Source organism: Rhodococcus sp. 852002-51564_SCH6189132-a (genome assembly GCF_001665495.1).
Lineage (GTDB): Bacteria > Actinomycetota > Actinomycetes > Mycobacteriales > Mycobacteriaceae > Rhodococcus > Rhodococcus pyridinivorans.
Genome location: NZ_LZMJ01000037.1, coordinates 124,920 through 147,732, shown reverse-complemented (window position 1 = coordinate 147,732; position 22,813 = coordinate 124,920). Strand labels below are relative to the sequence as shown.

At 70.1% G+C, this 22,813-nt stretch carries 22 protein-coding genes; 1 reads left to right on the top strand and 21 read right to left on the bottom strand.

The window, feature by feature from the left end:
- Positions 1-48: 48 nt before the first annotated feature.
- From tpiA to rpe, 13 genes are all read right to left on the bottom strand, one after another.
- Positions 49-834, bottom strand: coding sequence for a triose-phosphate isomerase (tpiA, locus tag A5767_RS08710; protein WP_033096619.1), 786 nt, complete (start codon positions 832-834; stop codon positions 49-51).
- 5 nt (positions 835-839) lie between these two features.
- Positions 840-2,051: a phosphoglycerate kinase gene (locus A5767_RS08705; protein ID WP_006551477.1), complete on the bottom strand. Its 1,212-nt coding sequence runs from the start codon at positions 2,049-2,051 to the stop codon at positions 840-842.
- A 26-nt stretch (positions 2,052-2,077) separates the two neighbouring features.
- Positions 2,078-3,094 carry a type I glyceraldehyde-3-phosphate dehydrogenase gene (gap, locus tag A5767_RS08700; protein WP_006551476.1) on the bottom strand — a complete coding sequence of 339 codons (1,017 nt, stop codon included), beginning with the start codon at positions 3,092-3,094 and terminating at the stop codon, positions 2,078-2,080.
- Positions 3,095-3,217: 123 nt separating this feature from the next.
- Entirely contained in the window at positions 3,218-4,201 is a 984-nt protein-coding gene (gene whiA / locus A5767_RS08695) for a DNA-binding protein WhiA (RefSeq protein WP_006551475.1), read from the bottom strand.
- Positions 4,192-5,259 carry a gluconeogenesis factor YvcK family protein gene (locus A5767_RS08690; protein WP_041803331.1) on the bottom strand — a complete coding sequence of 356 codons (1,068 nt, stop codon included), beginning with the start codon at positions 5,257-5,259 and terminating at the stop codon, positions 4,192-4,194. Before A5767_RS08690 ends, whiA begins: the two co-directional genes overlap by 10 nt.
- On the bottom strand, positions 5,256-6,170 hold the full coding sequence (rapZ, locus tag A5767_RS08685) for an RNase adapter RapZ (RefSeq protein ID WP_006551473.1): 915 nt from the start codon (positions 6,168-6,170) through the stop codon (positions 5,256-5,258). Before rapZ ends, A5767_RS08690 begins: the two co-directional genes overlap by 4 nt.
- Positions 6,171-6,193: 23 nt before the next feature.
- Positions 6,194-8,407, bottom strand: coding sequence for an excinuclease ABC subunit UvrC (uvrC, locus tag A5767_RS08680; protein ID WP_064852094.1), 2,214 nt, complete (start codon positions 8,405-8,407; stop codon positions 6,194-6,196).
- A 9-nt stretch (positions 8,408-8,416) separates the two neighbouring features.
- Positions 8,417-8,971, bottom strand: coding sequence for a PH domain-containing protein (locus tag A5767_RS08675; RefSeq protein WP_064852093.1), 555 nt, complete (start codon positions 8,969-8,971; stop codon positions 8,417-8,419).
- A complete protein-coding gene (gene ribH / locus A5767_RS08670; RefSeq protein ID WP_006551470.1) occupies positions 8,968-9,450 on the bottom strand; it encodes a 6,7-dimethyl-8-ribityllumazine synthase in 483 nt (160 codons plus the stop codon). Before ribH ends, A5767_RS08675 begins: the two co-directional genes overlap by 4 nt.
- On the bottom strand, positions 9,450-10,700 hold the full coding sequence (locus tag A5767_RS08665; RefSeq protein ID WP_006551469.1) for a bifunctional 3,4-dihydroxy-2-butanone-4-phosphate synthase/GTP cyclohydrolase II: 1,251 nt from the start codon (positions 10,698-10,700) through the stop codon (positions 9,450-9,452). Before A5767_RS08665 ends, ribH begins: the two co-directional genes overlap by 1 nt.
- A 74-nt stretch (positions 10,701-10,774) precedes the next feature.
- A complete protein-coding gene (locus A5767_RS08660) occupies positions 10,775-11,380 on the bottom strand; it encodes a riboflavin synthase (protein WP_024100797.1) in 606 nt (201 codons plus the stop codon).
- Between the two features lie 10 nt (positions 11,381-11,390).
- A complete protein-coding gene (gene ribD, locus A5767_RS08655) occupies positions 11,391-12,491 on the bottom strand; it encodes a bifunctional diaminohydroxyphosphoribosylaminopyrimidine deaminase/5-amino-6-(5-phosphoribosylamino)uracil reductase RibD (protein ID WP_006551467.1) in 1,101 nt (366 codons plus the stop codon).
- Positions 12,488-13,171, bottom strand: coding sequence for a ribulose-phosphate 3-epimerase (gene rpe / locus A5767_RS08650; protein ID WP_006551466.1), 684 nt, complete (start codon positions 13,169-13,171; stop codon positions 12,488-12,490). The genes ribD and rpe overlap by 4 nt, the downstream gene beginning before the upstream one ends.
- Before the next feature lie 162 nt (positions 13,172-13,333).
- Between rpe and A5767_RS08645 the strand changes: the two genes are divergently transcribed.
- A complete protein-coding gene (locus A5767_RS08645) occupies positions 13,334-13,891 on the top strand; it encodes a VOC family protein (protein ID WP_006551465.1) in 558 nt (185 codons plus the stop codon).
- Between the two features lie 31 nt (positions 13,892-13,922).
- On the opposite strand, the gene A5767_RS08640 is transcribed toward A5767_RS08645, so the two are convergent.
- The 8 genes from A5767_RS08640 to fmt all read right to left on the bottom strand — a co-directional run bounded on the left by A5767_RS08640 (position 13,923) and on the right by fmt (position 22,742).
- A complete protein-coding gene (locus tag A5767_RS08640) occupies positions 13,923-14,852 on the bottom strand; it encodes a 1-phosphofructokinase family hexose kinase (protein WP_006551464.1) in 930 nt (309 codons plus the stop codon).
- 45 nt (positions 14,853-14,897) lie between these two features.
- Complete coding sequence (locus tag A5767_RS08635; protein ID WP_033096611.1) at positions 14,898-16,133, bottom strand: glycerate kinase family protein; 1,236 nt, start codon at positions 16,131-16,133, stop codon at positions 14,898-14,900.
- A gap of 62 nt (positions 16,134-16,195) precedes the next feature.
- On the bottom strand, positions 16,196-17,698 hold the full coding sequence (locus A5767_RS08630; protein WP_064852092.1) for an SLC13 family permease: 1,503 nt from the start codon (positions 17,696-17,698) through the stop codon (positions 16,196-16,198).
- Positions 17,695-18,357, bottom strand: a complete 663-nt coding sequence (locus A5767_RS08625) for a response regulator transcription factor (RefSeq protein WP_006551461.1) — start codon at positions 18,355-18,357, stop codon at positions 17,695-17,697. Before A5767_RS08625 ends, A5767_RS08630 begins: the two co-directional genes overlap by 4 nt.
- Positions 18,354-19,961: a sensor histidine kinase gene (locus A5767_RS08620; protein ID WP_064852091.1), complete on the bottom strand. Its 1,608-nt coding sequence runs from the start codon at positions 19,959-19,961 to the stop codon at positions 18,354-18,356. Before A5767_RS08620 ends, A5767_RS08625 begins: the two co-directional genes overlap by 4 nt.
- The gene (locus tag A5767_RS08615) at positions 19,951-20,238 is read right to left on the bottom strand and encodes a hypothetical protein (RefSeq protein ID WP_231913148.1); all 288 of its coding nucleotides are present in this window, start codon (positions 20,236-20,238) and stop codon (positions 19,951-19,953) included. The genes A5767_RS08620 and A5767_RS08615 overlap by 11 nt, the downstream gene beginning before the upstream one ends.
- Before the next feature lie 105 nt (positions 20,239-20,343).
- The gene (locus tag A5767_RS08610) at positions 20,344-21,825 is read right to left on the bottom strand and encodes an RsmB/NOP family class I SAM-dependent RNA methyltransferase (protein ID WP_006551458.1); all 1,482 of its coding nucleotides are present in this window, start codon (positions 21,823-21,825) and stop codon (positions 20,344-20,346) included.
- Positions 21,822-22,742, bottom strand: coding sequence for a methionyl-tRNA formyltransferase (gene fmt / locus A5767_RS08605; RefSeq protein ID WP_024100791.1), 921 nt, complete (start codon positions 22,740-22,742; stop codon positions 21,822-21,824). Before fmt ends, A5767_RS08610 begins: the two co-directional genes overlap by 4 nt.
- Between the last annotated feature and the right edge of the window lie 71 nt (positions 22,743-22,813).

Genomic DNA, 22,813 nt, shown 5'->3' with positions numbered 1-22,813 from the left:
TGCCCCATCTGGCGGCCTCTCGCCCCCCCCCGCCCGATGCCGGTCGCTCTAGAGGAGCGGACCGCCTGCGGCGATCGCCGACAGCTGAGCGAATTCGTCGGCCTTGAGGGAGGCGCCTCCCACGAGGCCGCCGTCGACGTCGGTCTGAGCGATGAGCTCACCGACGTTCTTGGCGTTGACCGACCCGCCGTACAGGACTCGGACCGATGCCGCGACCTCGGGCGAGGCCAGTTCGGCGAGGGTGCTGCGCACCGCGGCGCACACCTCCTGTGCGTCGGCCGCCGAAGCGACCTTGCCCGTGCCGATGGCCCAGACCGGCTCGTACGCGACGACGATCTTTGCGATCTCGTCGGCGGACAGGCCGGCGAGCGAGTTCTTCAACTGCTCGACGTTGTACTCGACGTGGTTGCCGGCTTCGCGGACGTCGAGTCCTTCGCCGATGCACACGATCGGAGTGAGACCGTGCCGCAGCGCGGCCTTGGTCTTGTCGCGGACGATCTCGTCGGTCTCACCGTGCAGGGTGCGACGCTCGGAGTGCCCGACGATCACGTAGGTGCAGCCGAGCTTCGCGAGCATCGCGCCGGAGATCTCGCCGGTGTAGGCGCCGGAGTCGTGGACCGAGATGTCCTGGGCTCCGTAGGTGATGCCGAGCTTGTCGCCCTCGACGAGGGTCTGCACCGAGCGGATGCCGGTGAACGGCGGGATGACCGTCACGTCGACCTTCTCGAGGTACTTCTCGGGAAGGGTGAACGCGATCTTCTGCACCAGGGCGATGGCCTCGAGGTGGTTGAGGTTCATCTTCCAGTTGCCCGCGATGAGCGGTGTCCGTGCCATGACCGTCAGCCCTCCAGAACTGCGATGCCGGGCAGTTCCTTGCCCTCGAGGTACTCGAGGGAGGCGCCACCACCGGTGGAGATGTGGGAGAAGCGGTCCTCACCGAGTCCGAGCGACCGCACGGCCGCAGCGGAGTCGCCGCCACCGACGACGCTGAACGCGCCCTTGCCGGTGGCCTCGATGATCGCTTCCGCTACACCCTTCGTGCCCGCCGCGAAGTTCTCGAACTCGAACACGCCCATCGGGCCGTTCCAGAACACCGTCTTCGCCGAGCCGAGGAGCGAGGCGAAGCGCCGCACGGACTCCGGTCCGATGTCGAGGCCCATCCATCCGTCGGGGATGGAGTCGGCCGCGACGGTCTGCGACTGTGCGTCGGCCGCGAACTTGTCGGCCACCACCACGTCCTGAGGGATGTGGATGACGTCGCCGAAGCGTTCGAGCAGTTGCTTGCAGGTGTCGATCATCGACTCCTCGAGCAGCGACGTGCCGACCGAGTAGCCCTGTGCCGCAAGGAAGGTGAAGCACATGCCGCCACCGATTACGAGCGTGTCGACCTTGGGTGCGAGCGCCTCGATGACCCCGAGCTTGTCGGAGACCTTCGAGCCGCCGAGCACCACGGCGTACGGACGCTCGGTGTCGGTGGTGAGCTTGGCGAGCACGTCGACCTCGGCCGCGACGAGACCACCCGCGTAGTGCGGGAGCAGCGTCGCGACGTCGTAGACCGACGCCTGCTTGCGGTGCACGACACCGAAGCCGTCGGAGACGAATGCGCCGTCGTCGCCGACGAGCTCGACGAGCTCACGGGCGAAGGCGAGCCGCTCGGCATCGTCCTTGCTGGTCTCGCGAGCGTCGAAGCGGACGTTCTCGAGCAGGAGGATGTCGCCGTCGGTCAGCCCTTCGGAACGCGCCAGCGCATCCTGGCCGACGACGTCGGAGGCGAGCTGGACGTTGCGGTCGAGCACCTCACCGAGTTTCGCTGCGACGGGCGCGAGCGAGTACTTCGGATCCGGCTCGCCCTTGGGGCGGCCGAGGTGCGCGGTCACGACGACCTTGGCCCCGGCCTCCGCGAGCGTGCGGATGGTGGGCGCGGACGCGAGGATGCGGCCGGCGTCGGTGATCGTGTCGCCGTCGAGCGGGACGTTGAGGTCGGAGCGCACGAGTACGCCCCGACCCTCCACACCTGCGTCGAGCAGATCCTCGAGGGTCTGAACTGCCACTGTTCAAATGTCCTGTTCTACGAGTTTCAAAGAGACTTGCCGACGAGACCGACGAGGTCGGCAAGACGATTCGAGTAGCCCCACTCGTTGTCGTACCACGAGACGACCTTGACCTGCTCGTCGATGACCTTGGTCAGAGGCGCGTCGAAGATCGACGAGTGCGGGTCGGTGACGATGTCCGAGGACACGATCGGATCGGTGTTGTACTTCAGGATGCCCTTCAGCGGACCCTCCGCGGCAGCCTTCAGTGCGGCGTTGACCTCATCGGCGGTGGCCTTCTTGGTGAGGGTCGCGGTGAGGTCGGTGACCGAGCCGGTCGGGACCGGGACGCGCAGCGCGTAGCCGTCGAGCTTGCCGAGCAGCTCGGGGAGCACGAGGCCGATGGCCTTGGCGGCGCCTGTGCCGGTGGGGACGATGTTCAGGGCGGCAGCGCGGGCGCGACGCAGATCCTTGTGCGGTCCATCCTGCAGGTTCTGGTCCTGGGTGTACGCGTGGATCGTGGTCATCAGGCCCTTCTCGATGCCGAACTCGTCGTTCAGCACCTTGGCGAGGGGGCCGAGGCAGTTCGTGGTGCACGAGGCGTTGGAGATGATGTTCTGCGTGCCGTCGTACTTGTCGTGGTTGACGCCCATGACGATGGTGATGTCCTCGTCGGTGGCAGGCGCCGAGATGATGACCTTCTTGGCGCCGGCGTCGATGTGCCCCTTCGCCTTGGCGGCGTTGGTGAAGATGCCGGTGGACTCGACGACGACGTCGACACCGAGGTCGCCCCACGGAAGAGCGGAGGGGCCCTCCTTGATCGAGAGGGCCTTGATCTTCCGATCGCCGACGACGATGTCGTCGCCCTCGACATGCACGTCCTTGTCGAGGCGCCCCAGGATCGAGTCGTACTTCAGGAGCGTCGCGAGGGTGTCGTTGTCGGTGAGGTCGTTGACGGCAACGATCTCGATGTCGGTGGTGCCGAGTGCCTTCTGTGCCTCGACCGCCCGGAAGAAGTTGCGCCCGATGCGTCCGAATCCGTTCACGCCTACGCGGACAGTCACAATGAAGCTCCTTTGCCCAGTATTCCGATGGTCGTACTTGTGTGACCTTCACCCTAGTGGGGTTCGGTCGTACTGTGGGGAGCCGCCCGGCCGTGGCGCGAACTCCCTTGCAAGCCTGCCCCGCTATGCCTCGTCCAGCAACTCAGCGGTGACGGCCGACTCCGTATCGGGGATCCCGAGTTCCTTCGCGCGACGATCCGCCATCGACAGCAGGCGGCGGATCCGTCCCGCGACGGCGTCCTTGGTCATCGGCGGATCGGCGAGCTGGCCGAGCTCCTCGAGGGACGCCTGACGGTGCTGCACGCGCAGCGCGCCGGCGGCAGCGAGGTGGTCGGGCACGTCGGCGCCGAGGATCGCCAATGCCCGCTCGACCCGCGCGGCGGCCGCCACGGCGGCGCGTGCGGACCGGCGCAGATTGGCGTCGTCGAAGTTGGCGAGGCGGTTCGCGGTCGCCCGCACCTCCCGGCGCATGCGGCGCTCCTCCCAGACCAGCCGGGTGTCCTGCGCGCCCATGTGGGTGAGCAGCGCGCCGATGGCCTCGCCGTCGCGGATCACCACCCGGTCGGCGCCGCGCACCTCACGCGCCTTGGCAGTGACGCCGAGCCGGCGGGCGGCGCCGACGAGCGCGAGGGCGGCCTCCGGGCCGGGGCAGCTCACCTCGAGCGCCGAGGAACGGCCCGGTTCGGTGAGCGAGCCGTGCGCGAGAAACGCCCCGCGCCACGCCGCGGCGGAGTCGGAGACGCTGCCGCCGACCACCTGTGCCGGCAGTCCGCGCACCGGTCGTCCGCGACCGTCGAGCAGACCGGTGCGGCGGGCCAGCGCCTCACCGTCCTTCCCGACACGGACGATGTACCGGGAGCTCTTGCGCAGACCACCCGCGCCGAGCACCTGAATCTCCGCGGGATAGCTGTAGAGCTCGAAGATCTCGCGGCGGAGGCGACGTGCGATCGATCCGAGGTCGACCTCGGCCTCGACGACCACTCGCCCGGCGACGATGTGCAATCCCCCGGCGAAGCGCAGGAGGGCGGACACCTCGGCCTTGCGGTTGCTGATCCTGGTGACCGACAACCTGCTCAGCTCGTCCTTGACCTCCGCTGTCATTGCCACGAGACGCTCTCCCTCCCACCCCCGCGTGTGGCACGGACTCCACCGCGCGAGGACAGACATGTTTCCAGTGCCCCCGCCAACTTGGCGGGGTCGTGTCGATGCGTACCGGTCTCGGCGACGTCGACGAACGAGACGTCCGCTCCGAATCGGGCCGCGGACCGGCTCAGGTGCTCGCGCTCGCGTCCTTCCGGTACCGAGGCAGCATCCACGACGACGTGGTCGACACGGAAATCGGGGGCGTGCTGGGCGAGAACGTGCAGGTGGCGTTCCGCGGAGAAGCCTGCGGTCTCCCCCGGTTCCGCCGCGAGGTTGAGCACGAGGACCTTGAGCGCCGTCGTGTGGACCAGCGCCTCGTGCAGGTCCGGGACGAGCACGTGCGGGATGACGCTCGAGAACCAGGATCCCGGGCCGAGCACCACGAGATCGGCCTCGCACACCGCGTCGAGCGCAGGCGGGCAGGCCGGCGGATCGGCGGGAATCAGCCGGACCCGGCGCACCTTGCCCGGGGTGGTCGCCACCGCGACCTGCCCCCGGATGCAGCGGCTCACCCGCGGGTCGGATTCGAGTCCCGACACGTCGGCCTCGATGTCGAGCGGGATCGGCGACATGGGCAGCACACGGCCGCGCACGTCGAGGACGCGGGCGAGCATGTCGAGGGCGGTGACGGTGTCGCCCGCGACCTCGGCGAGCCCGGCGAGGATCAAGTTGCCGACCGAGTGCCCGGCGAGGGCGCCCGTGCCCCCGAAGCGGTGTTGGACGGTCTCGGTCCACACCCGGACCTCGTCGTCGCGGCCGGCGAGCGCTGCGAGCGCCATGCGCAGGTCGCCGGGTGGGACGACGCCGAGTTCGGCGCGCAGCCGTCCCGAGGACCCTCCGTCATCGGCGACGGTCACCACGGCGGTGACCCGGTCGGTGAGGCGCCGGACGGCACTGAGCGTCGCGTACAGGCCGTGTCCGCCACCGAGAGCAGTGATCGCGGGGCCGGGCACCGCCCCGGAGCTCGGAGCGCTCTCGGAGTACGGCGTGCTGTCGGAGTCGGGAGTCTCGGCGGCGTTCACTCGCGCCCCAGATCCCGGTGCACCACGTTCACCGTCAGATCCGGTGCCTGCTCGAGGCGTGCAGCGAGGGCCTCGGCCATCGCCACGCTCCGGTGTTTCCCTCCGGTGCAGCCCACTGCAATCGTCATGTAGCGCTTCCCCTCCCGACGGTAACCGGCGGTCGTCAGATCGAGCAGCCGGTGATAGGTGGCGAGATAGTCCTCGGCACCGTCGCGGGAGAGTACATAGTCGCGCACCGCCGCGTCCTGCCCGGTGTGCGGCCGCAATTCGGCGATCCAGTGGGGGTTCGGCAGGAACCGCACGTCGCACACGACGTCGGAGTCCATGGGCAGGCCGTACTTGAAGCCGAACGACTCCACGGTCACCCGGATGGTGTCGGATGTGGCGTCGCCGAAGGCCGCCTCGATCTTGCGACGCAGATCGGGCCCGGACAGCGCGGACGTGTCGATGACGAGGTCGGCCGCGGCCTTCACGGGAGCGAGCTGCTCGCGTTCGACGGCGATGCCGTCGGTGAGCGTGCGATCGGCCGTGTCGGACTGCAGCGGATGACTGCGGCGTACCTGCTCGAACCGCCGGACGAGCACCGAGTCGGCCGCTTCGAGGAACAGCACCCGGGTGTTGACCGGGCGGGCCGCCAGATCGGTGACGACGCGTTCGAGGTCGCCGGTGAACAACCGGCTGCGCACGTCCATCACCACGGCGAGACGTTGCAGCGGAGGTTCGGCCTGCACCGCGAGATCGATCATCGACAGCACCAACTGGGGCGGGAGGTTCTCCGCGACGTACCACCCGAGATCCTCGAGGGCGGTCGCCGCAGTACTCAGTCCGGCTCCGGACAGTCCGGTGACGACGATGACCTCGGCCTGCGCCGGCCGTTCACCGTCGACACCCTGTTCCGAACCGTCCGCCATCCCCGGGATCCGACCCACTTCGGTCACTGTTCCGACTCCGCTCGTACTCCCGACACGCCGACGGAGCCATCATCGCCTACGGGCGTGTCGCCCGCATCCGCGGCCGTCGGGTCACCCGCAGGTGCCGCAGCCGGATCGCTCGCATCCGCGACGGTCGGGGCGTCGGTGTCCTGCGGCGACTCGGCCGGAGCCGGTACGTCGCCCCGCAGCGCCTCGAGGACGGCTTTCGCCGTGGCCTGCCCGATCCCGGGCACCGCGGTGATCTCCTCGACGCTCGCCTCGCGTAGCCGCGCGACCGACCCGAAGTGGGTGACGAGCGCCTTGCGTCGGGTGTCGCCGAGACCACGAACCCCGTCGAGAGCGGAGGCGGTCATGCGCTTGGACCGCTTGCTGCGGTGGTAGGTGATCGCGAAACGGTGTGCCTCGTCGCGGATACGCTGCAGCAGGTACAGCGACTCGCTGGTGCGCGGAAGGATCACCGGGTCCTCCTCCCCCGGCACCCACACCTCCTCGAGACGCTTCGCGAGCCCGACGACCGCGACATCCGTGATACCGAGTTCGTCGAGGACCTCGGCCGCGGCCGCGACCTGCGGCGCACCACCGTCGACGACGAACAGGTTCGGCGGGTAGGCGAACCTGCGCGGACGGCCCGTCGCCGGGTCCAGTGCTGCTTCGGGCGCGAGGTCCCCGCCGTCGCCACCCTCCGGAACGGATCCGTCCGACTCGGCCTGTCGGGCGAGGTCGCGGTTGTGGCGGAGGAAACGCCGGCGGGTGACCTCGGCGATCGAGGCGACGTCGTCGGAGTGCCCGTCGCCCGCGGCGTGCTTGATGGCGTAGTGCCGGTAGTCGGACTTGCGGGGCAGTCCGTCCTCGAAGACGACCAGCGATGCGACGACGTCGGTGCCCTGCACGTGGCTGATGTCGACACACTCGATACGCAGCGGCGCCGAGTCGAGGTCGAGGGCGTCCTGGATACCCTGCAACGCCGCCGATCGGGCATTGAAGTCGCCCGCGCGCCGCAGCTTGTGCTGGGCAAGTGCTTCCTTGGCGTTGCGTTCGACCGTGTCGGCCAGTGCCTTCTTGTCGCCGCGCTGCGGGATGCGCAGACGCACGGGACCGCCGCGCAGACGCCCGAGCCAGCGGCTCATCTCGTCCGGGTCGGGCGGCAGGGCGGGGACGAGCACCTCGCGCGGCACGGCACTGGTGGCGTCCGCGTCGTCGGTGCCGAGCGCGGCCTCCTCGCCGTAGAACTGGGTGAGGAACTGTTCGACGAGCAGCGAGAGTTCTTCGGCGTCGTCGGTCCCCTCGGCGGCCTCGACGCCTTCGATGTCGCGGTCCTCGGGACGGTCGAGCACGTCGCCGGACTTCTCGACGACCCAGCCGCGTTGACCCCGCACGCGACCGCCGCGCACGTGAAAGACCTGGACGGCCACCTCGAGGTCGTCGCCGGCGAACGCCACGAGGTCGGCGTCGGTACCGTCGCCGAGCACGACGGCCTGCTTCTCGAGTGCCTTGCGCAGTGCCCCGAGATCGTCGCGCAGGCGGGCTGCGGTCTCGAAGTCGAGTTCCTCCGCGGCGGCCTGCATCCGCTTCTCGACATCGCGGACGAGTTTGTCGGTGCGACCGGCGAGGAAGTCGCAGAAGTCCTCGACGATGCGGCGGTGTTCGTCGGCGGAGACGCGTCCGACACACGGCGCGGAGCATTTGTCGATGTAGCCGAGCAGGCACGGGCGGCCGATCTGCGCGTGCCGCTTGAAGACCCCGGCCGAGCACGTGCGCGACGGGAACACCCGTAGCAACAGGTCGAGGGTCTCGCGGATCGCCCAGGCATGCGAGTAGGGACCGAAATAGCGCACGCCCTTGCGGCGCGGCCCCCGGTAGACGAACAGACGGGGGTATTCCTCGTTCAACGTGACCGCGAGCATCGGGTACGTCTTGTCGTCGCGGTAGCGGACGTTGAACCGCGGATCGAACTCCTTGATCCAGTTGTACTCGAGTTGGAGTGCCTCGACCTCGGTGCGCACCACCGTCCACTCGACCCGGCCCGCGGTGGTCACCATCTGACGGGTGCGCGGATGCAGCGAGGCGATGTCGGCGAAGTACGAGTTCAGGCGGGACCGGAGATTCTTCGCCTTGCCGACGTAGACGACCCGGCCGTGCGGGTCGCGGAACTTGTAGACCCCCGGCTCCGTGGGAATGGAACCGGGGGCTGGGCGATATGTCGAGGGGTCGGGCACAGGTCCAGGCTAGTCGTCGCCCCTGACGGCTCCGCCGTCGTCGTTGCGCCTGACGGCTCCGCCGTCGTCGTGGCGCCTGACGGCTCCGCCGTCGTCGTTGTCGCTGACGGCTCCGCCGGTGTAGCGGGACTCCAGTTCGCGGAAACGCTCGAGCGCGTCCACGGCGCGTTCCCCGTCGCGCGCCTGGATGGCGACGACGGGCACGTACTCGTCGAACGGCAGTTCGAGGCGGGCCCAGGGGGCGCCCTGGTCGAAGAACAGCCCGCGCACGTCGGTCCACGGGATGTGTCGTTCGGCGACCACGTTGCGGACGGAGACGCCGTCGGCACCCGCCCGCAGCCGTGGGCGGGTGAACAGCAGGACGCCTCCGGTGAGCACGACACCGATGGCGAGGATCGCGATCTGGTCGACGACCCGCAGGTGCACGCCGGTGTCGCCGCCCCCGCGGAGCACGAGCGCCGCGAAGATGTGGATGGCCATGACGACGACCGCCGCCACGACGACCCAGCGCCGCATCTTCTCCGGGCGTACCTCGAGATCCCAGCCGGTCTCGTCGCGGGTCAACGCGCCGCCTTCCGCAGCCGCCGCAGGGTCACGGCGGTGTCGAGCGCGGCCGCGCAGGCCTGGCCGCCCTTGTCTTCCGCGGAGCCGGGCAGACCGGCGCGGTCGCGGGCCTGCTGTTCGGTGTCGGTGGTGAGAACACCGTTGCCCACGGGGGTGCCCTCGTCGAGCGCGATCCGGGTGAGGCCGTAGGTCACGGCGTCGCACACGTACTCGAAGTGCGGTGTGCCGCCGCGGATCACCACGCCGAGCGCGACGACCGCGTCGTGGGTGCGGGCGAGCTGCTGCGCGACGACGGGAAGCTCGATCGCTCCGGCGACCCGCTCGAGGGTGACGTCGGTGACACCCGCCTGCTCGGCGACACGCTGTGCGCCTGCGATGAGGGCGTCGGAGATCTCGGTGTGCCAGCTGCCGGCGACGATCGCAAGGCTCAGCCCTGCGGCGTCGGCGAGCTGCAGGTCGGGCAGGCCTTCGCCGCTCATCAGGCGTCTCCCTCGTCGAACTCGTCGAGACCGATCAGGTCGTGGCCCATGCGATCGCGCTTCGTGCGCAGGTACGAGATGTTCTCGCGGTTCGCGCGCAACGGCATCGGGACACGTTCGGTGATCTGCAGGCCGTAGCCGTCGAGACCGACGCGCTTGGCCGGGTTGTTGGTCAGCAGCCGCATCGACGAGATACCGAGGTCGACGAGGATCTGAGCGCCGATGCCGTAGTCGCGGGCGTCGGCGGGCAGGCCGAGTTGCAGGTTGGCGTCGACGGTATCGGAGCCGGAGTCCTGCAGCTGGTAAGCCTGCAGCTTGTGCATCAGGCCGATGCCGCGTCCCTCGTGGCCACGCATGTAGAGCACGACGCCGCGGCCTTCCTCGGCCACCATCTCGAGGGCGGCGTCGAGCTGCGGACCGCAGTCGCAGCGCAGCGACCCGAAGACGTCGCCGGTCAGGCATTCGGAGTGCACACGCACGAGCACGTCGGAGCCGTCGCCGTCCGGGCCGGCGATGTCGCCGCGGACGAGCGCGACGTGTTCGACGTCGTCGTAGATGCTCTGGTAGCCGACGGCCGTGAAGTCGCCGTGCCGGGTGGGGATGCGGGCCTCGGCGACGCGCACGACGTGCTTCTCGTGCTTGCGGCGCCATGCGATGAGATCCGCGATCGAGATCAGGGCGAGTTCGTGTTCGTCGGCGAAGACCCGCAGTTCGTCGGTGCGCGCCATCTCGCCTTCGTCCTTCTGCGAGACGATCTCGCAGATGACGCCGGCCGGTCGCAGGTCGGCCATGCGCGCGAGGTCGACGGCGGCCTCGGTGTGCCCGGGCCGGCGCAGGACGCCGCCCTCCTTGGCGCGCAGCGGCACCACGTGACCGGGACGCGTGAAGTCCTGGGCGGTGGAGTTCGGGTCGGCGAGCAGCCGCATGGTGGCGGCGCGGTCGGACGCGGAGATACCTGTGCCGATGCCTTCCCTCGCGTCGACGGTGACCGTGTAGGCGGTGCCGTGCTTGTCCTGGTTGACGCTGTACATGGGAGGCAGACCGAGACGGTCGCAGTCCTCGCCGTCCAGGGGCACGCACAGGTACCCGGACGTGTAGCGGACCATGAACGCCACGAGTTCCGGCGTTGCCTTCTCCGCGGCGAAGATGAGGTCGCCCTCGTTTTCACGGTCTTCGTCGTCGACCACGACGACCGCCTTACCGGCGGCGATGTCGGCGACCGCGCGCTCGATGGTGTCGAACCTCGTCACTTCCCTGGACTCCAACTCTCGTATCCGGACGACTCGTGCTCCGCGTCCACTGTCGATCTCCACAGTACGACGCGTCAGCGCGCGTTCTGCAGGCGCTCCACGTACTTGGCGATCACGTCGACCTCGAGGTTGACGAGGGTGCCCGGCTCGGCGGTGCCGAGCGTCGTCAGCGACAGCGTGGTCGGAATGAGCGAGATCTCGAACCACTCCTGTCCGCGTTCCCCTCCGAGACCCGAGACCGTCAACGAGACACCGTCGACGGTGATCGATCCCTTTTCGACCACGTAGCGGGAGATTTCGGCCGGGAGCGAGATGCGCACCACAGTCCAGTTCTCCGAGGGTGTGCGGGAGACGACGGCTCCGGTGGCGTCGACGTGGCCCTGCACGAGGTGGCCGCCGAGGCGACTGTTCAGCGCGGCGGCGCGTTCGAGGTTGACGGAGCTGCCGAGCGTGAGCTGTCCGAGCGACGACCGGTTCAGCGTCTCCTGCATTACATCGGCGGTGAAGGACCCGCCGTCGAGGACGTCGACGACCGTCAGGCACACCCCGTTGACCGCGATCGAATCGCCGTGCTCGGCGTCGGAGGTGACCAGCGGTCCGCGCACGGTGAAGCGTGCCGAGTCGGCGAGGTCCTCCTTCGCGACGATCTCACCGAGTTCCTCGACTATGCCGGTGAACATGTTCCGCTCCTTAGCTCCCGATCCGCGACCGGGTCCGATTCGGTTGTCCCGGTCCGGGACGAGTGTCGGTTGTCCCGGTCCGGGACGAGTGTCGGTTGTCCCGGTCCGGGACGAGTGTCAACAGAATGTCCGAGCCGACGGTCTCGACCCGTTCCCGGCGGAACCGTAGCGCGTCGGAGATCGTGCCCACCCCGGCGTCCTCGACGGCGGCCTCGCCGGCTCCGAGCACGACGGGCGCCAGGTATGCCTGGATGCGGTCGACGCAGCCCGCTGCGAGGAAGGCGCCCGCGAGCCGGGGGCCGCCTTCGAGCAGCACGTCGGGTCGGTCGCCGAGCGCGTCGAGCACCTCCCCGATGTCGTGGGTGCGCAACACCAGCGTCGGCGCCGCGTCATCGAGAACTCTTGCGGAGGTGGGGATCTCACGCATACCGATAACGACCCTCAGCGGCTGGTGCGGCGCGAGTTCGCCGTCGGGCAGACGGGCGGTCAACCACGGGTCGTCGGTGAGGACGGTGCCGGTTCCGACGATGATGGCGTCGAGCCGGCTGCGCTGGTCGTGCACGCGCGCACGCGACTCGGGACCGGAGATCCACTTGCTCGTGCCGTCGGCGGCCGCGCTGCGACCGTCCATCGACGCGGCGTACTTCCACGTCACGTGCGGCCGGCCGGTGTGTTGCCGGTGCAGCCATGCCCGCAGCGGGCCGCGGGCGACGGTCTCGGCACCGAGACCGGGATGCACCGTGATGCCCGCGGCGCGGAGGGTGTCGGCGCCGCCCCCGGCGACGGGATTCGGATCGGCGACGGAGTAGTACACCGTCGCGATCCCCGCCTCGATGAGGGCCTGCGCGCACGGGCCGGTGCGGCCGGTGTGGTTGCACGGTTCGAGGGTGACGACGGCGGTTCCGCCGCGCGCGCGTTCGCCCGCGGCCTCGAGTGCCCGGACCTCCGCGTGTGGACCGCCGGGTGGTGCGGTGGCCCCGACACCTGCCACCGCGCCGTCCGCGTCGAGGATCACCGCTCCGACAGGCGGGTTGGGGCTGGTCGTGCCCCGCACGGCCTCCGAGGCGTCGAGCGCGAACTGGAGGGCTTCGGCGATCTCGGGTGCGGTCACGGCGCGAGCGTCAGGTGCGGGGACGCAGCCCCGGCCTGCGCCCGCAGTTTGCGGACCGCCTCACCGGGATCGGCGGCGCCGTAGACGGCGGACCCGGCGACGAAGCAGTCCACACCGGCTTCCGCGGCGGCCTCGATGGTGTCGGTGTTGATGCCACCGTCGATCTCGACGAGCAGACGCAGTTCACCCGAGTCGACCAGGCGACGCACCTGACGGGCCTTGTCGAGGACGTCCGGGATGAAGGACTGACCACCGAAGCCCGGCTCGACACTCATCACGAGCAGCGTGTCGAACTCCTTCAGGATCCCGAGATAGGGCTCGATGGGGGTGCCGGGCTTGACGGACAGCCCGGCCTTGCCGCCGGCCGCGCGGATGTCGCGGGCCACGGCGACCGGGTCGTCGGTCGCCTCCGCGTGGAAGGTGACGTTGTGGGCACCGGCTTCGGCGTAGGGCGGAGCCCATCGACCGGGGTTCTCGATCATCAGGTGACAGTCGAGCGGGATGTCGGTCGCCTTCAACAGCGACTCGACGACCGGGAGACCGAGCGTCAGGTTCGGAACGAAATGGGCGTCCATGACGTCGACGTGGAGCCAGTCGGCACCGGCGACGGCCTGCGCCTCGTCGGCGAGACGAGCGAAATCCGCGGACAGGATGGACGGAGCGATCATCGGGTGGGCCACAACCGACGAGTCTAGTCGGCGCCCTCCACCGGGTCGGACCTGCGTCGCACGCGCCGCACGCAGCCGAACCCGGCCGGAATCTCCGATCTCGGGCGCATTGGTGCCACCAAGTGGCCGCAATACCCGGAAGGCTGGCAGTCACCTACGAACCCAAGGATCATCGTGACCGATCTCCATCACCGCGAATCCCTCCCTCCCCGTCCGGACGGATCGAACACCGTCGACACCTTCCTGATCTCCGACGGAGCAACCGAACTCGTCGACTTCCTCGTCGCCGTCTTCGAGGCCGAGGAGGTGCCCGAAGCGCGCACCCTCGACCACGACGGACTCCTCCTCCACTCGGAGGTGCGGGTCGGCGACTCCGTGCTCGTGGTCGCCGACCGGAAACCGGACTGGCCCTTCACCCCCGCCTTCGTACGGGTCCACGTGCACGACGTCGATGCCGTCCTCGAACGCGCCACGCAGCACGGCGCGGCGATCGTCACACGGCCTACGGACTTCTTCGGCGATGTCCTCGCCCGGTTCTCGGATCCGTCCGGCAATCTCTGGTGGATCCAGCGGCACGATCCCGGCACCGACACATCCGCGTGGACGGACGATGCGGCAGCGGACGAGTCGGCGGACTGGTCGCACATCGCGAGTCCGGAACTCGGGTACATCCACTCGACACTCACCGAAGCCGTTCGTACCCTGCGGGATCCACGGTCTCGCGCGGTGTGACCGGCGGTCGCCGGACCGGCGCCGCGGGTCGTCAGACCAGGCGGGCGAGGGCGTCGAAACGATCGATGTCCTCGCGGTGGCAGACGTGGCTTCCGGCGGTGAGCAGTGCCGCGGTGCCGCAGGCGATCCCGAGAGCAAGCGCGTCCCGCAACGATCGTTCCTGCAGCAGTCCGACGACGAGTCCGGCGACCATGCTGTCGCCGGCGCCGACGGCGCTGCGCACCTTGGCCGCCAGGGCCGGCACCCGCACGGCCTCGTCGGCGGTCACCATGATCGCCCCGTCTGCGCCGAGCGAGACGACCACGATCTCCGTGACACCGGAGGTGACGAGTTCGCGCGCGGCCGCGATCTGCTCGTCGTCGGTGGCCAGCTCCCGCCCGGTCCACTCGCACAACTCGTCCAGGCTCGGTTTGACGAGGTAGACACCCGAATCGATGCTGGTCAGCGCATCGCCCGACGAGTCGAGGACGAACCGCGCGCCGGCCTCGTGCGCCGCCGCCGCGATGCGTCGGACGAAGGTGCCGGGTACACCGGGCGGGAAGCTGCCGCTCGCCACCACGTACTTCGCGCCTTCGGCGACCTTCTCGAGTGTCGCGAGGCAGCGTTCCTGCTCCTCGTCCGTCAGCTCGGGACCGGGTGTGACGAAACGGTATTCCTGACCGCTGCGACGGTCGATCGCCGTGAAGCACTCTCGGGTGGACCCGGTGATCGGGACGATGTGTTCCTCGACGTCGTCGTCGTCGAGCAGACCGCTCATCTGTTCACCTCGCGCACCACCGGCCGGATAGACGGCGGCGGCCGAGGCACCGAGCACGCGCGCGACCTTCGCGACGTTCACTCCTCCCCCGCCGGCGTCGTAGAACGGTTCGTCGCAGCGGAGCTTGCGGGTGGGCACCACCGCGTCGGTGAAGGTCGTGACGTCGAGTGCCGGGTTCATGGTCAGGGTGACGATCTCGGGCATGACCGGAACCCTATTCGGCCCCGGCCGGCCGCGCGCGGAACTGCATCACGCCGCCGCCCGGTGCTTGCGCTTCTTCGCCCGGCCCTTGCTGCGACTCGCCACGGCGGAGCCGAGCATCAGCAGACGCATGGACCGCGCGGCGGCGTCGACGAGCAGGTCGTGACCGTTGGCGACGGCGTCCTCGAGGCGCATCGGGACGGGGATGATCGACGCGATCGCGCCGATTCCGACGTCGTGGACGTCGCGCGCCCCCTCGCCGAGCGACCCGGCGATGGCGAGCACCGGCACCCCGGCGCGCTGGGCGCGGCGGGCGACCTCCGCGGGCACCTTGCCGCGCGGGGTCTGGACGTCGATGCTGCCCTCGGCGGTGATGATCAGATCGGCGCGCGCGATCAGGGAGTCTAGATCGATACCGGACAGGCCGCTGTCGAGCAGCACGTCGAACCGGGAGGCGATCCGGGCGCCGATGCCCGCGGCCAGACCGGCACCGAGGCCGCCTGAGGCGCCGGTGCCCGCCCCGAACCGCACATCCAGCCCGTGTGCCCGCCCGTCCCGTTCGAGCACCTTCGCCCAGCGCTCCAGAGCGGCGGACAGCTCCTCGACCTGCGCGGGTGTCGCGCCCTTCTGCGGGCCGAAGACCCGAGCGACACCGGTCGGCCCACACAGGACGTTGTGGACGTTGCAGGCCAGGACGATCTCGGTGTCGGCGAGCGCCGGGTGCAGATCGTCGAGATCGAGACGCGCGGCGCGCGCGAGGTGCCGTCCCCCGTCGGGCAGTTCGTGGCTGTCGGCGTCGAGGATCCGGGCGCCGAGTGCTCGCAGTGCCCCGGCTCCGCCGTCGCTGGTGCCCGAGTCGCCGCAGCCGATGACGATGCGGCGGATGCCGTCGTCGAGTGCCGCGGCAACGAGTTCACCGACCCCGCGGGTGGTGGTGGCACCGGGATCACGGCGATCGGTGGGCACGAGACGAAGGCCGGCGGCCGAGGCCATCTCGACGACCGCCGTCCCGCGGGTGACACCACCGAGACGCGCCCAGCTCGCCCGCACCGGCTCGCCGACGGGACCGGTCACGGTGACCGGGACGAGCGTGCCGCCGGTGGCCTCGGCAAGGATCTCGGCGGTGCCCTCCCCACCGTCCGGAACAGGCACGAGGTCGACGGCGGCGCACGGCAGAGCCCGGCGGACTCCCGCACCGATCGCAGCGGCGACGCTGCGCGCATCGAGACTCTCCTTGAAACCGCTGGGTGCGACGAGCACGCGATGAGGAACCTTCAAAGCCATGACGACTCCGATCGTGAAACGGGACAGACCGTGGAACGGGACAACGGGGGAGGGAACAGGGATCAGACGAACAGCGACAGGCCGAGCAGCGGCCAGACGAACCACGCGAACAACAGGACCAGCGCGGCGAGGAGCGGGCCGAGCCGCGCTGCCAGGCGCAACAGGTCGGAGGTCGAGTAGGTGGATGTGCCGGGCACGTCCGCGAACAGCGTCACGGGCTTGGCCGACGACGGCAGGGTGTGGCAGAAGCCTGCGGCGGCCGTCGAGACGAAGGCCGCGGCGAGCGGATCGACACCTGCGCTCGGGGCGAGTGCCACCACGACGGGAACGAGAACGGCGGAACGGGCCGAGCGCGACTGGATGACCAGGTGCGCCGCAGCGGAGATCACGACCACGACGACCACGAACAACGGACCGGCACCCTCTCCGCGCGAGGTGAGCGGGCCGAAAGCCGTCGATGCGAGCCAGTCCGCCGCGCCGCTCGTCGTCAGCGCGGTACCGATCGACAGCGTTGCCGCCATGAACAGCAGCAGAGGCCACGGCACGGTCTTCAGCGCAGGCGCGAGACGCACGGAGCCGTACCGCGGGGAGGTCGCGACGAGCGCACCGAGCAGCGCCACCACCGCCGGGTGGATGCCGTGTACGGGTTCGGTGCACCACAGCACCATCACCACGACCAGCAGAAGGGCGGCGCGGGATTCGGCGACGGAGAGCGGCCCGCAGACCGAAGTGTCGGCCTGCGCGCCGATGTCGGCGGCGGTGACGGTGAGGCGTCCGCGCCGATCGTCGGTGGAGGTGAACAGCAGCAGCACCAACTCGGCGGCGGCGTGCGACGAGACGATCGCCAGCGGCAGGCCGAGGATCATCCAGGTCGCGAAGTCGAATCCGGTGCCGGTCGCCGTGACGAGGATCTGCGAGGTGATCAGGTGCGCACCGGCGCCGAGCAGCGACGCCACCGCCGACAGCAGGATCACCGTGGGGAAGAGCAACGCGAGTGCCCGCACCAGTCGTGGCCGGTCTGCGAGGACCGTCGCGAGCGCGACGAACACCGGGAGCACCAGTGCGGCGCGACCGGAGGTCGACGGGACCGCGAACGCGGTGACGATCAGCGCGGCCGTCACCAGGTGCACGAGCGCCCGCGGGCTGTGCGCCCCCGTCACCAGGAAGGCCGCGCCCCGCGTCGCCAAACCCGAGGACGCGACACCGGAGGCGATCACGAAAGCGGACAACAGGAGCCACACGACGTCGTCGCCGAGGGTCGCGAACAGTGCCTCCGCGTCGATGACCCCGACGACCGTGAGGGCCGCGGCAGCGCCGAGCGCCACATAGGTGTCGTCGATCCTCGTGAACACCCACAGCCAGACGGCCACGACGAACACGATCATGGTGACGGCGGCCGGAGGCGTCAGGTCGGGGTCGGTGCGCGTGAGATACACGAGGAGACCGACGGTGCCGGCGAGTATCCCGACCGCGACGATCCGGCCGGGCGTCGGGGCGGTGTGTCTGCGCGGCGGACGCTGCTGTGGCGCAACGGAGCTCGGCGGGACGGTGGCGTGGAAGGTCATCGCAACCGGTACCCCGCTCCGCGGATCGTCTCGACCCGGTCTCCCCCGATCTTGTTGCGCAGTGCGCGCACGTAGACGTCGACGACGTTGGACGCGGGATCGAAGTCGTATCCCCACACGTGCCCGAGGATCTGTTCGCGGGAGAGCACCTGCCCGCGGTGACGCAGGAAGACCTCGAACAGGGCGAACTCGCGGCTGGTGAGATCGGCGCTCTCCCCTGCGATCTCGGCGCGTCGGGCCCGCAGGTCCAGAGCCATGTCGCCGTCGCGGATCACCGCTGCCGGATCGGCAGCCGAGCTGCTGTCGCCGATGCGCAACCGGATGCGGGCGAGCAGTTCGGCGAACTGGAACGGTTTGCTCACATAGTCGTTGGCACCGCCCTCGAGCCCCGCGACGGTATCGGTGACGCTGTCTCGCGCGGTCAGCACGATCACGGGGGTCCGCACACCTTCACCGCGCAACCTCTCGAGGACGGTGAAGCCGTCCATGCGGGGCAACCCGATGTCGAGGATCACCAGATCGAAGGCGCCACTGCGAGCGAGCATCAGGGCGGTCTCGCCGTCGGTGGCGTCGGTGGTGGTGTATCCCGCTGCGCGCAGCCCCTTCTCGAGGAAGGCGGTGATGCGGGTGTCGTCTTCGGCGATGAGGATTCTGCTCACTGCGATGCGGTCCTTCGAGTCTCGGCTGTACCGGGGGAACCGGCCGTGCCGGTCGTGCCGGTCGTGCCGGTCGTGCCGGTGGTTCCTGCGGGGTCTCGTAGGGGGAGGTCGATGCCGAAGGTCGCGCCGTGCCCGACCGCGCTCTCGACCCAAGCCGAGCCGTGGTGCGCGTCGGCGATGGCGCGGACGATGGCGAGTCCGAGACCCGCCCCGCCTCGTTCGGCGGCGGGTCCGTGCCGGTCACCGGGGACGGTGCGTCCGCGGCGGAAGCGTTCGAAGATGCGTGCCGCGTCGTCCGGAGCGACCCCGGGTCCGGTGTCCCGGACCCAGATCCGGAGGTGCTCGGTGCCGTCGTGCTCGACGAAGACGGATCCGAGCTGGATGACGTCCCCAGGGTGGGTGTGCGTGACAGCATTGGTCGCGTACTGCAGCACGGCCTGGGTGACGCGTTGGGCGTCGATGTCGGCCATGCCCTCGGCGATCTCCATGAGCTGCCAGTCGCGGGTGCCGAGCATCTGCGCCTTGGCCTCGACGTCGAGCATGAGGTCGGTGACGTCGACCGGTCGTCGCTGCACGAAGTCGGGGCGCTCGGCCTTGGCGAGGACGAGCAGGTCGGTGACGATCCGCGCCATCCGGTCGAGTTCGTCCTCGACGAGCCGGATCGTCTCCTCGCGCGTCGCGTCGTCGGCGTGACCGAGATCCATGAGTTCGAGGTGCCCGCGGATCACGGTGATCGGTGTCCGCAGTTCGTGGCCGGCGTCGTCGACGAACTGCTGCTGCGTGGTGTAGGCCTGTTCGAGGCGGTCGAGCATCGAGTTGAAGGTCTGTGCCAGTGCGGCGATGTCGTCGCGTCCGTGCACGGGCACCCGACTCGTCAGATCCTTCTCGCCGATGGCGGCGGCCACCTCGCGCACCTGGCGGATCGGGGCGAGGATCTGTCCCGCGACCAGCCAGCCGATGATCGCCGTGAGACCGAGGCCGCCGATCGCGACCAGTCCGATGGTGCGGGCGGTGTCGGCGACCTTCGCGCGCTGCTCGGCGGTGAACACGGCGACGATCAGCGCGCCCCGGTCGTCGCCGGAGGTGACGTCGGCGCGGGCCCAGCGCATCTGTCCACCGTCCACCTCGTGGACGCCCGAGCCGGTGGGGGCGTTGAGGATGCGCTCGAACATCACACCGTCCTCGGTGAGGTTCGCCGGCAGGTCGGGCCGGTCCACCGCGATACGGCGGTCGAAGAGCAGCGAACCGTCGACGACGCCGACGATCACCTCGCCCTCCGAGGTGTGCTGGCGGTTGAGATAGACCTCGAGCATCCGCTCCACGGAGGTGAACGGGAACGTCGTGGTGGGGTCGACGCCCTCGGCGGCGAATGCCCGGAATTCGTCGATCTCCTGAGTGATGTCGGCATTCGCATCTCGGTCGACGTGGTTGAGGAGCAGCACCCGCGCGGTGACGACGACGGCGACGAGCGCGACGGCCGTGGTCAGCAGGATCCAGCTGAGGATGCGCCACCGGGCAGGGAGAGCGGATCCGCGACCGGGGTGAGGGATGCGGAGGTGACCGGCGCGCTCCGTCCCGGCCGGCTTCCCGGACTCAGTCGTCATCGTCGTCCCAGTCGTCGTCCCCACTGTCGTCCCCACTGTCGTCGCCGTCGTCGTCCCAGTCGTCGTCCCACTCGACCTGAGGGGTCGGCAGGGGCTGACGCGCGACGTCGGACCAGCCCGGATCGGGAACCGGGGCCGGCACGACGGAGACGGTGACCGATGCATCACCGATCTCGGGGGAGCCCGCCGGTCGTGTCAGGGCCTGGCTCCCCCACGCGAGGGCCGCCGGGATCAGCAGCAGCGCTGCGATCACGAGCATGCGTTTCATCACCGGCATGGAGAACAGCATCCTGCACCGGAGTGAATCGATCGTGAAGACCGGATGAGAAGACTTTCATCTTCCCCGGCGCCGGACACGACGATCCGTGTCCGGCGGTCGCGATCAGCGCTCGGGTTTACGCAGCGCAGCCATGAACATGGCGTCGGTGCCGTGGCGGTGCGGCCAGAGCTGGACTCCCGGCCCCTCCCCGACTTGCGGCACGCCGGGGACGAGTTCGCGGGTGTCGAGCTGTTCGACACCGTGGCGGCGCACCGCGTCGGACACGACGGCGACGGTCTCCGAGACGTGCGGTGAACACGTCGAGTAGAGCACCACACCACCGGGACGCAGCAGTCCGATCGCCGATGCGAGCAGTTCCTTCTGCAGCCGCACGAGTTCGGCGACGTCGCCGGGTTGCCGTCGCCACCGTGCTTCGGGACGCCGACGCAACGCGCCGAGACCCGTGCAGGGTGCGTCCACGAGGATCCGGTCGTAGCCCGGTTCGAGTCCGGGCTCGCGCCCGTCGGCGATGTGCACGGTCACCGGCAGGTCGCGGGCGGTCTTGCGGACGAGTTCCGCGCGGTGGTCGACCGGTTCGACCGCGTCGACGGCGAACCCGTCGATCGCGGCGATGGCGCCGAGCAGCGCCGCCTTTCCGCCCGGTCCCGCGCACAGGTCGAGCCAGCGGCCCCGGTCCTCGCCGACGAGGGGTGCGAGAGTGAGGGCACGTGCGACGAGCTGGCTGCCTTCGTCCTGGACTGCGGCCATGCCTTCCCGGACGGGTTCGAGGCGGCCGGGGTCGCCGTGCTCGAGGTGCACCGCATAGGGCGACCACGGTCCGAGCTCACCGCCGGTGACGAGCGCGAGTTCCTCCGCGGTGATAACCCCGGGCCGGGCGACGAGGTGGACGATCGGGCGCGCGTCGTCGGCGGCGAGGACGTCGGCGAGTTCGGAGGCATCCGATCCGAGCGCGTGGGCGAACGCTTGCGCGATCCACAGGGGGTGCGCGTATCGGAAGGCCAGGTGACCCACCGGGTCGCGGTCCGGGTCGGGGGCGAGCAGCGTGATCCACTCCTCCTCCGAACGCTCACCCACACGACGAAGCACCGCGTTGACGAAACCTGCTCGGCCCGATCCGAATTCGGCCCGGACGAGGTCGACGCTCGTGGCGACAGCGGCGTGCGGGGCGACGCGCGTGCGCAGCAACTGGTAGGCACCCAGACGCAGTACGTCGAGCAGCGCGCCGTCGATCTCGTCGACGGGACGGTTCGCGGCGTCGGCGATCACGGCGTCCAGCAGGCCTCGCGCGCGGGCCGCGCCGTAGGTGAGCTCGGTGGCCAGGGCGGCGTCGCGCGCGTCGAGATGCCGCTCCCGGAGCAGCGACGGGAGAACGAGATTGGCGTAGGCGTCCCGTTCGCGCACGGCGCGCAGCACGTCCCGCGCGGCGACACGTGCGGGGTCGGCGGGAGGCTTCCACGGTCGGGGGGCGTGTTCGGACGCCGGATTGCGGTTCGGCTTCCCACCGCCGCTGCGTCCCCCGCGACCTGCGGGGTTCCGTCCTCCGGCATTGCGCTTGCCCCGCGGGGGCCTGCCGGATTCGCTCATCGCGCACGCACCTTCGGGTCGAGACGGGCGCCGCGCGCCCAGTCCGTGGCTGTCATCGCCTTCTTCCCGGGCGGTTGCACCGTCCCGAGCCGGACGGCAGTGGTAGCGGTACCGACGAGCACGCCGTCCTTGCGGATGTCGAGCTCACCGGGTTCGAGGGTCTCGTCGGTCACCGTCACGGGACCGATCTTCACGCGCAGGTCGCCGATCATCGTCCACGCACCCGGAGCGGGCGTGACGGCGCGAATTCGCCGGTCGACGACGTGTGCGGGGAGTGTCCACTGCACCTGGGCGGCCTCGACGGTGACCTTGGGCGCGTGCGAGACACCGTCGGCCGGCTGCGGTGCGGGCGTGAGGATGCCGTCTTCGAGGCCGTCGAGGGTGGATTCGAGCAGCGTCGCACCGACCTCGGCGAGGCGGCCGAGCAGGTCGCCGGCGGTGTCGGTGGGACGGATCGTCTCGGTGACGACGCCGTAGACCGGACCGGTGTCGAGGCCGGCCTCGAGCCGGAAGGTGCTCGCTCCGGTGATCTCGTCACCGGCAGCGATCGCCGCCTGCACGGGCGCCGCGCCGCGCCAGGCGGGCAGCAGCGAGAAATGGAGGTTCACCCATCCGTGCACAGGGATGTCCAGGACGTCCTGCGGGATCAGGGCGCCGTAGGCCACCACGGGGCAGCAGTCGGGTGCGAGTTCGGTCAGTCGCGCGACGAACTCGGGGTCGCGCGGCGAGCGCGGCGTGAGGACCTCGATGCCGTGTTCGTCGGCGATCTGCCCCACGGCGGATCGCACGACCTTCCGGCCGCGACCGGCGGTGGTGTCGGGGCGGGTGACCACCGCGACGACCTCGTGGCGTGACTCGATGAGGCGGAGCAGCGACGGGACGGCGGGTTCCGGTGTTCCCGCGAAGACCACGCGCATGTCAGAGCACCGCCGAGCAGGAGGTGGGGTGCGCTGCGTGTGGACTGTGCGGGGATGTCACGGATGCTGCT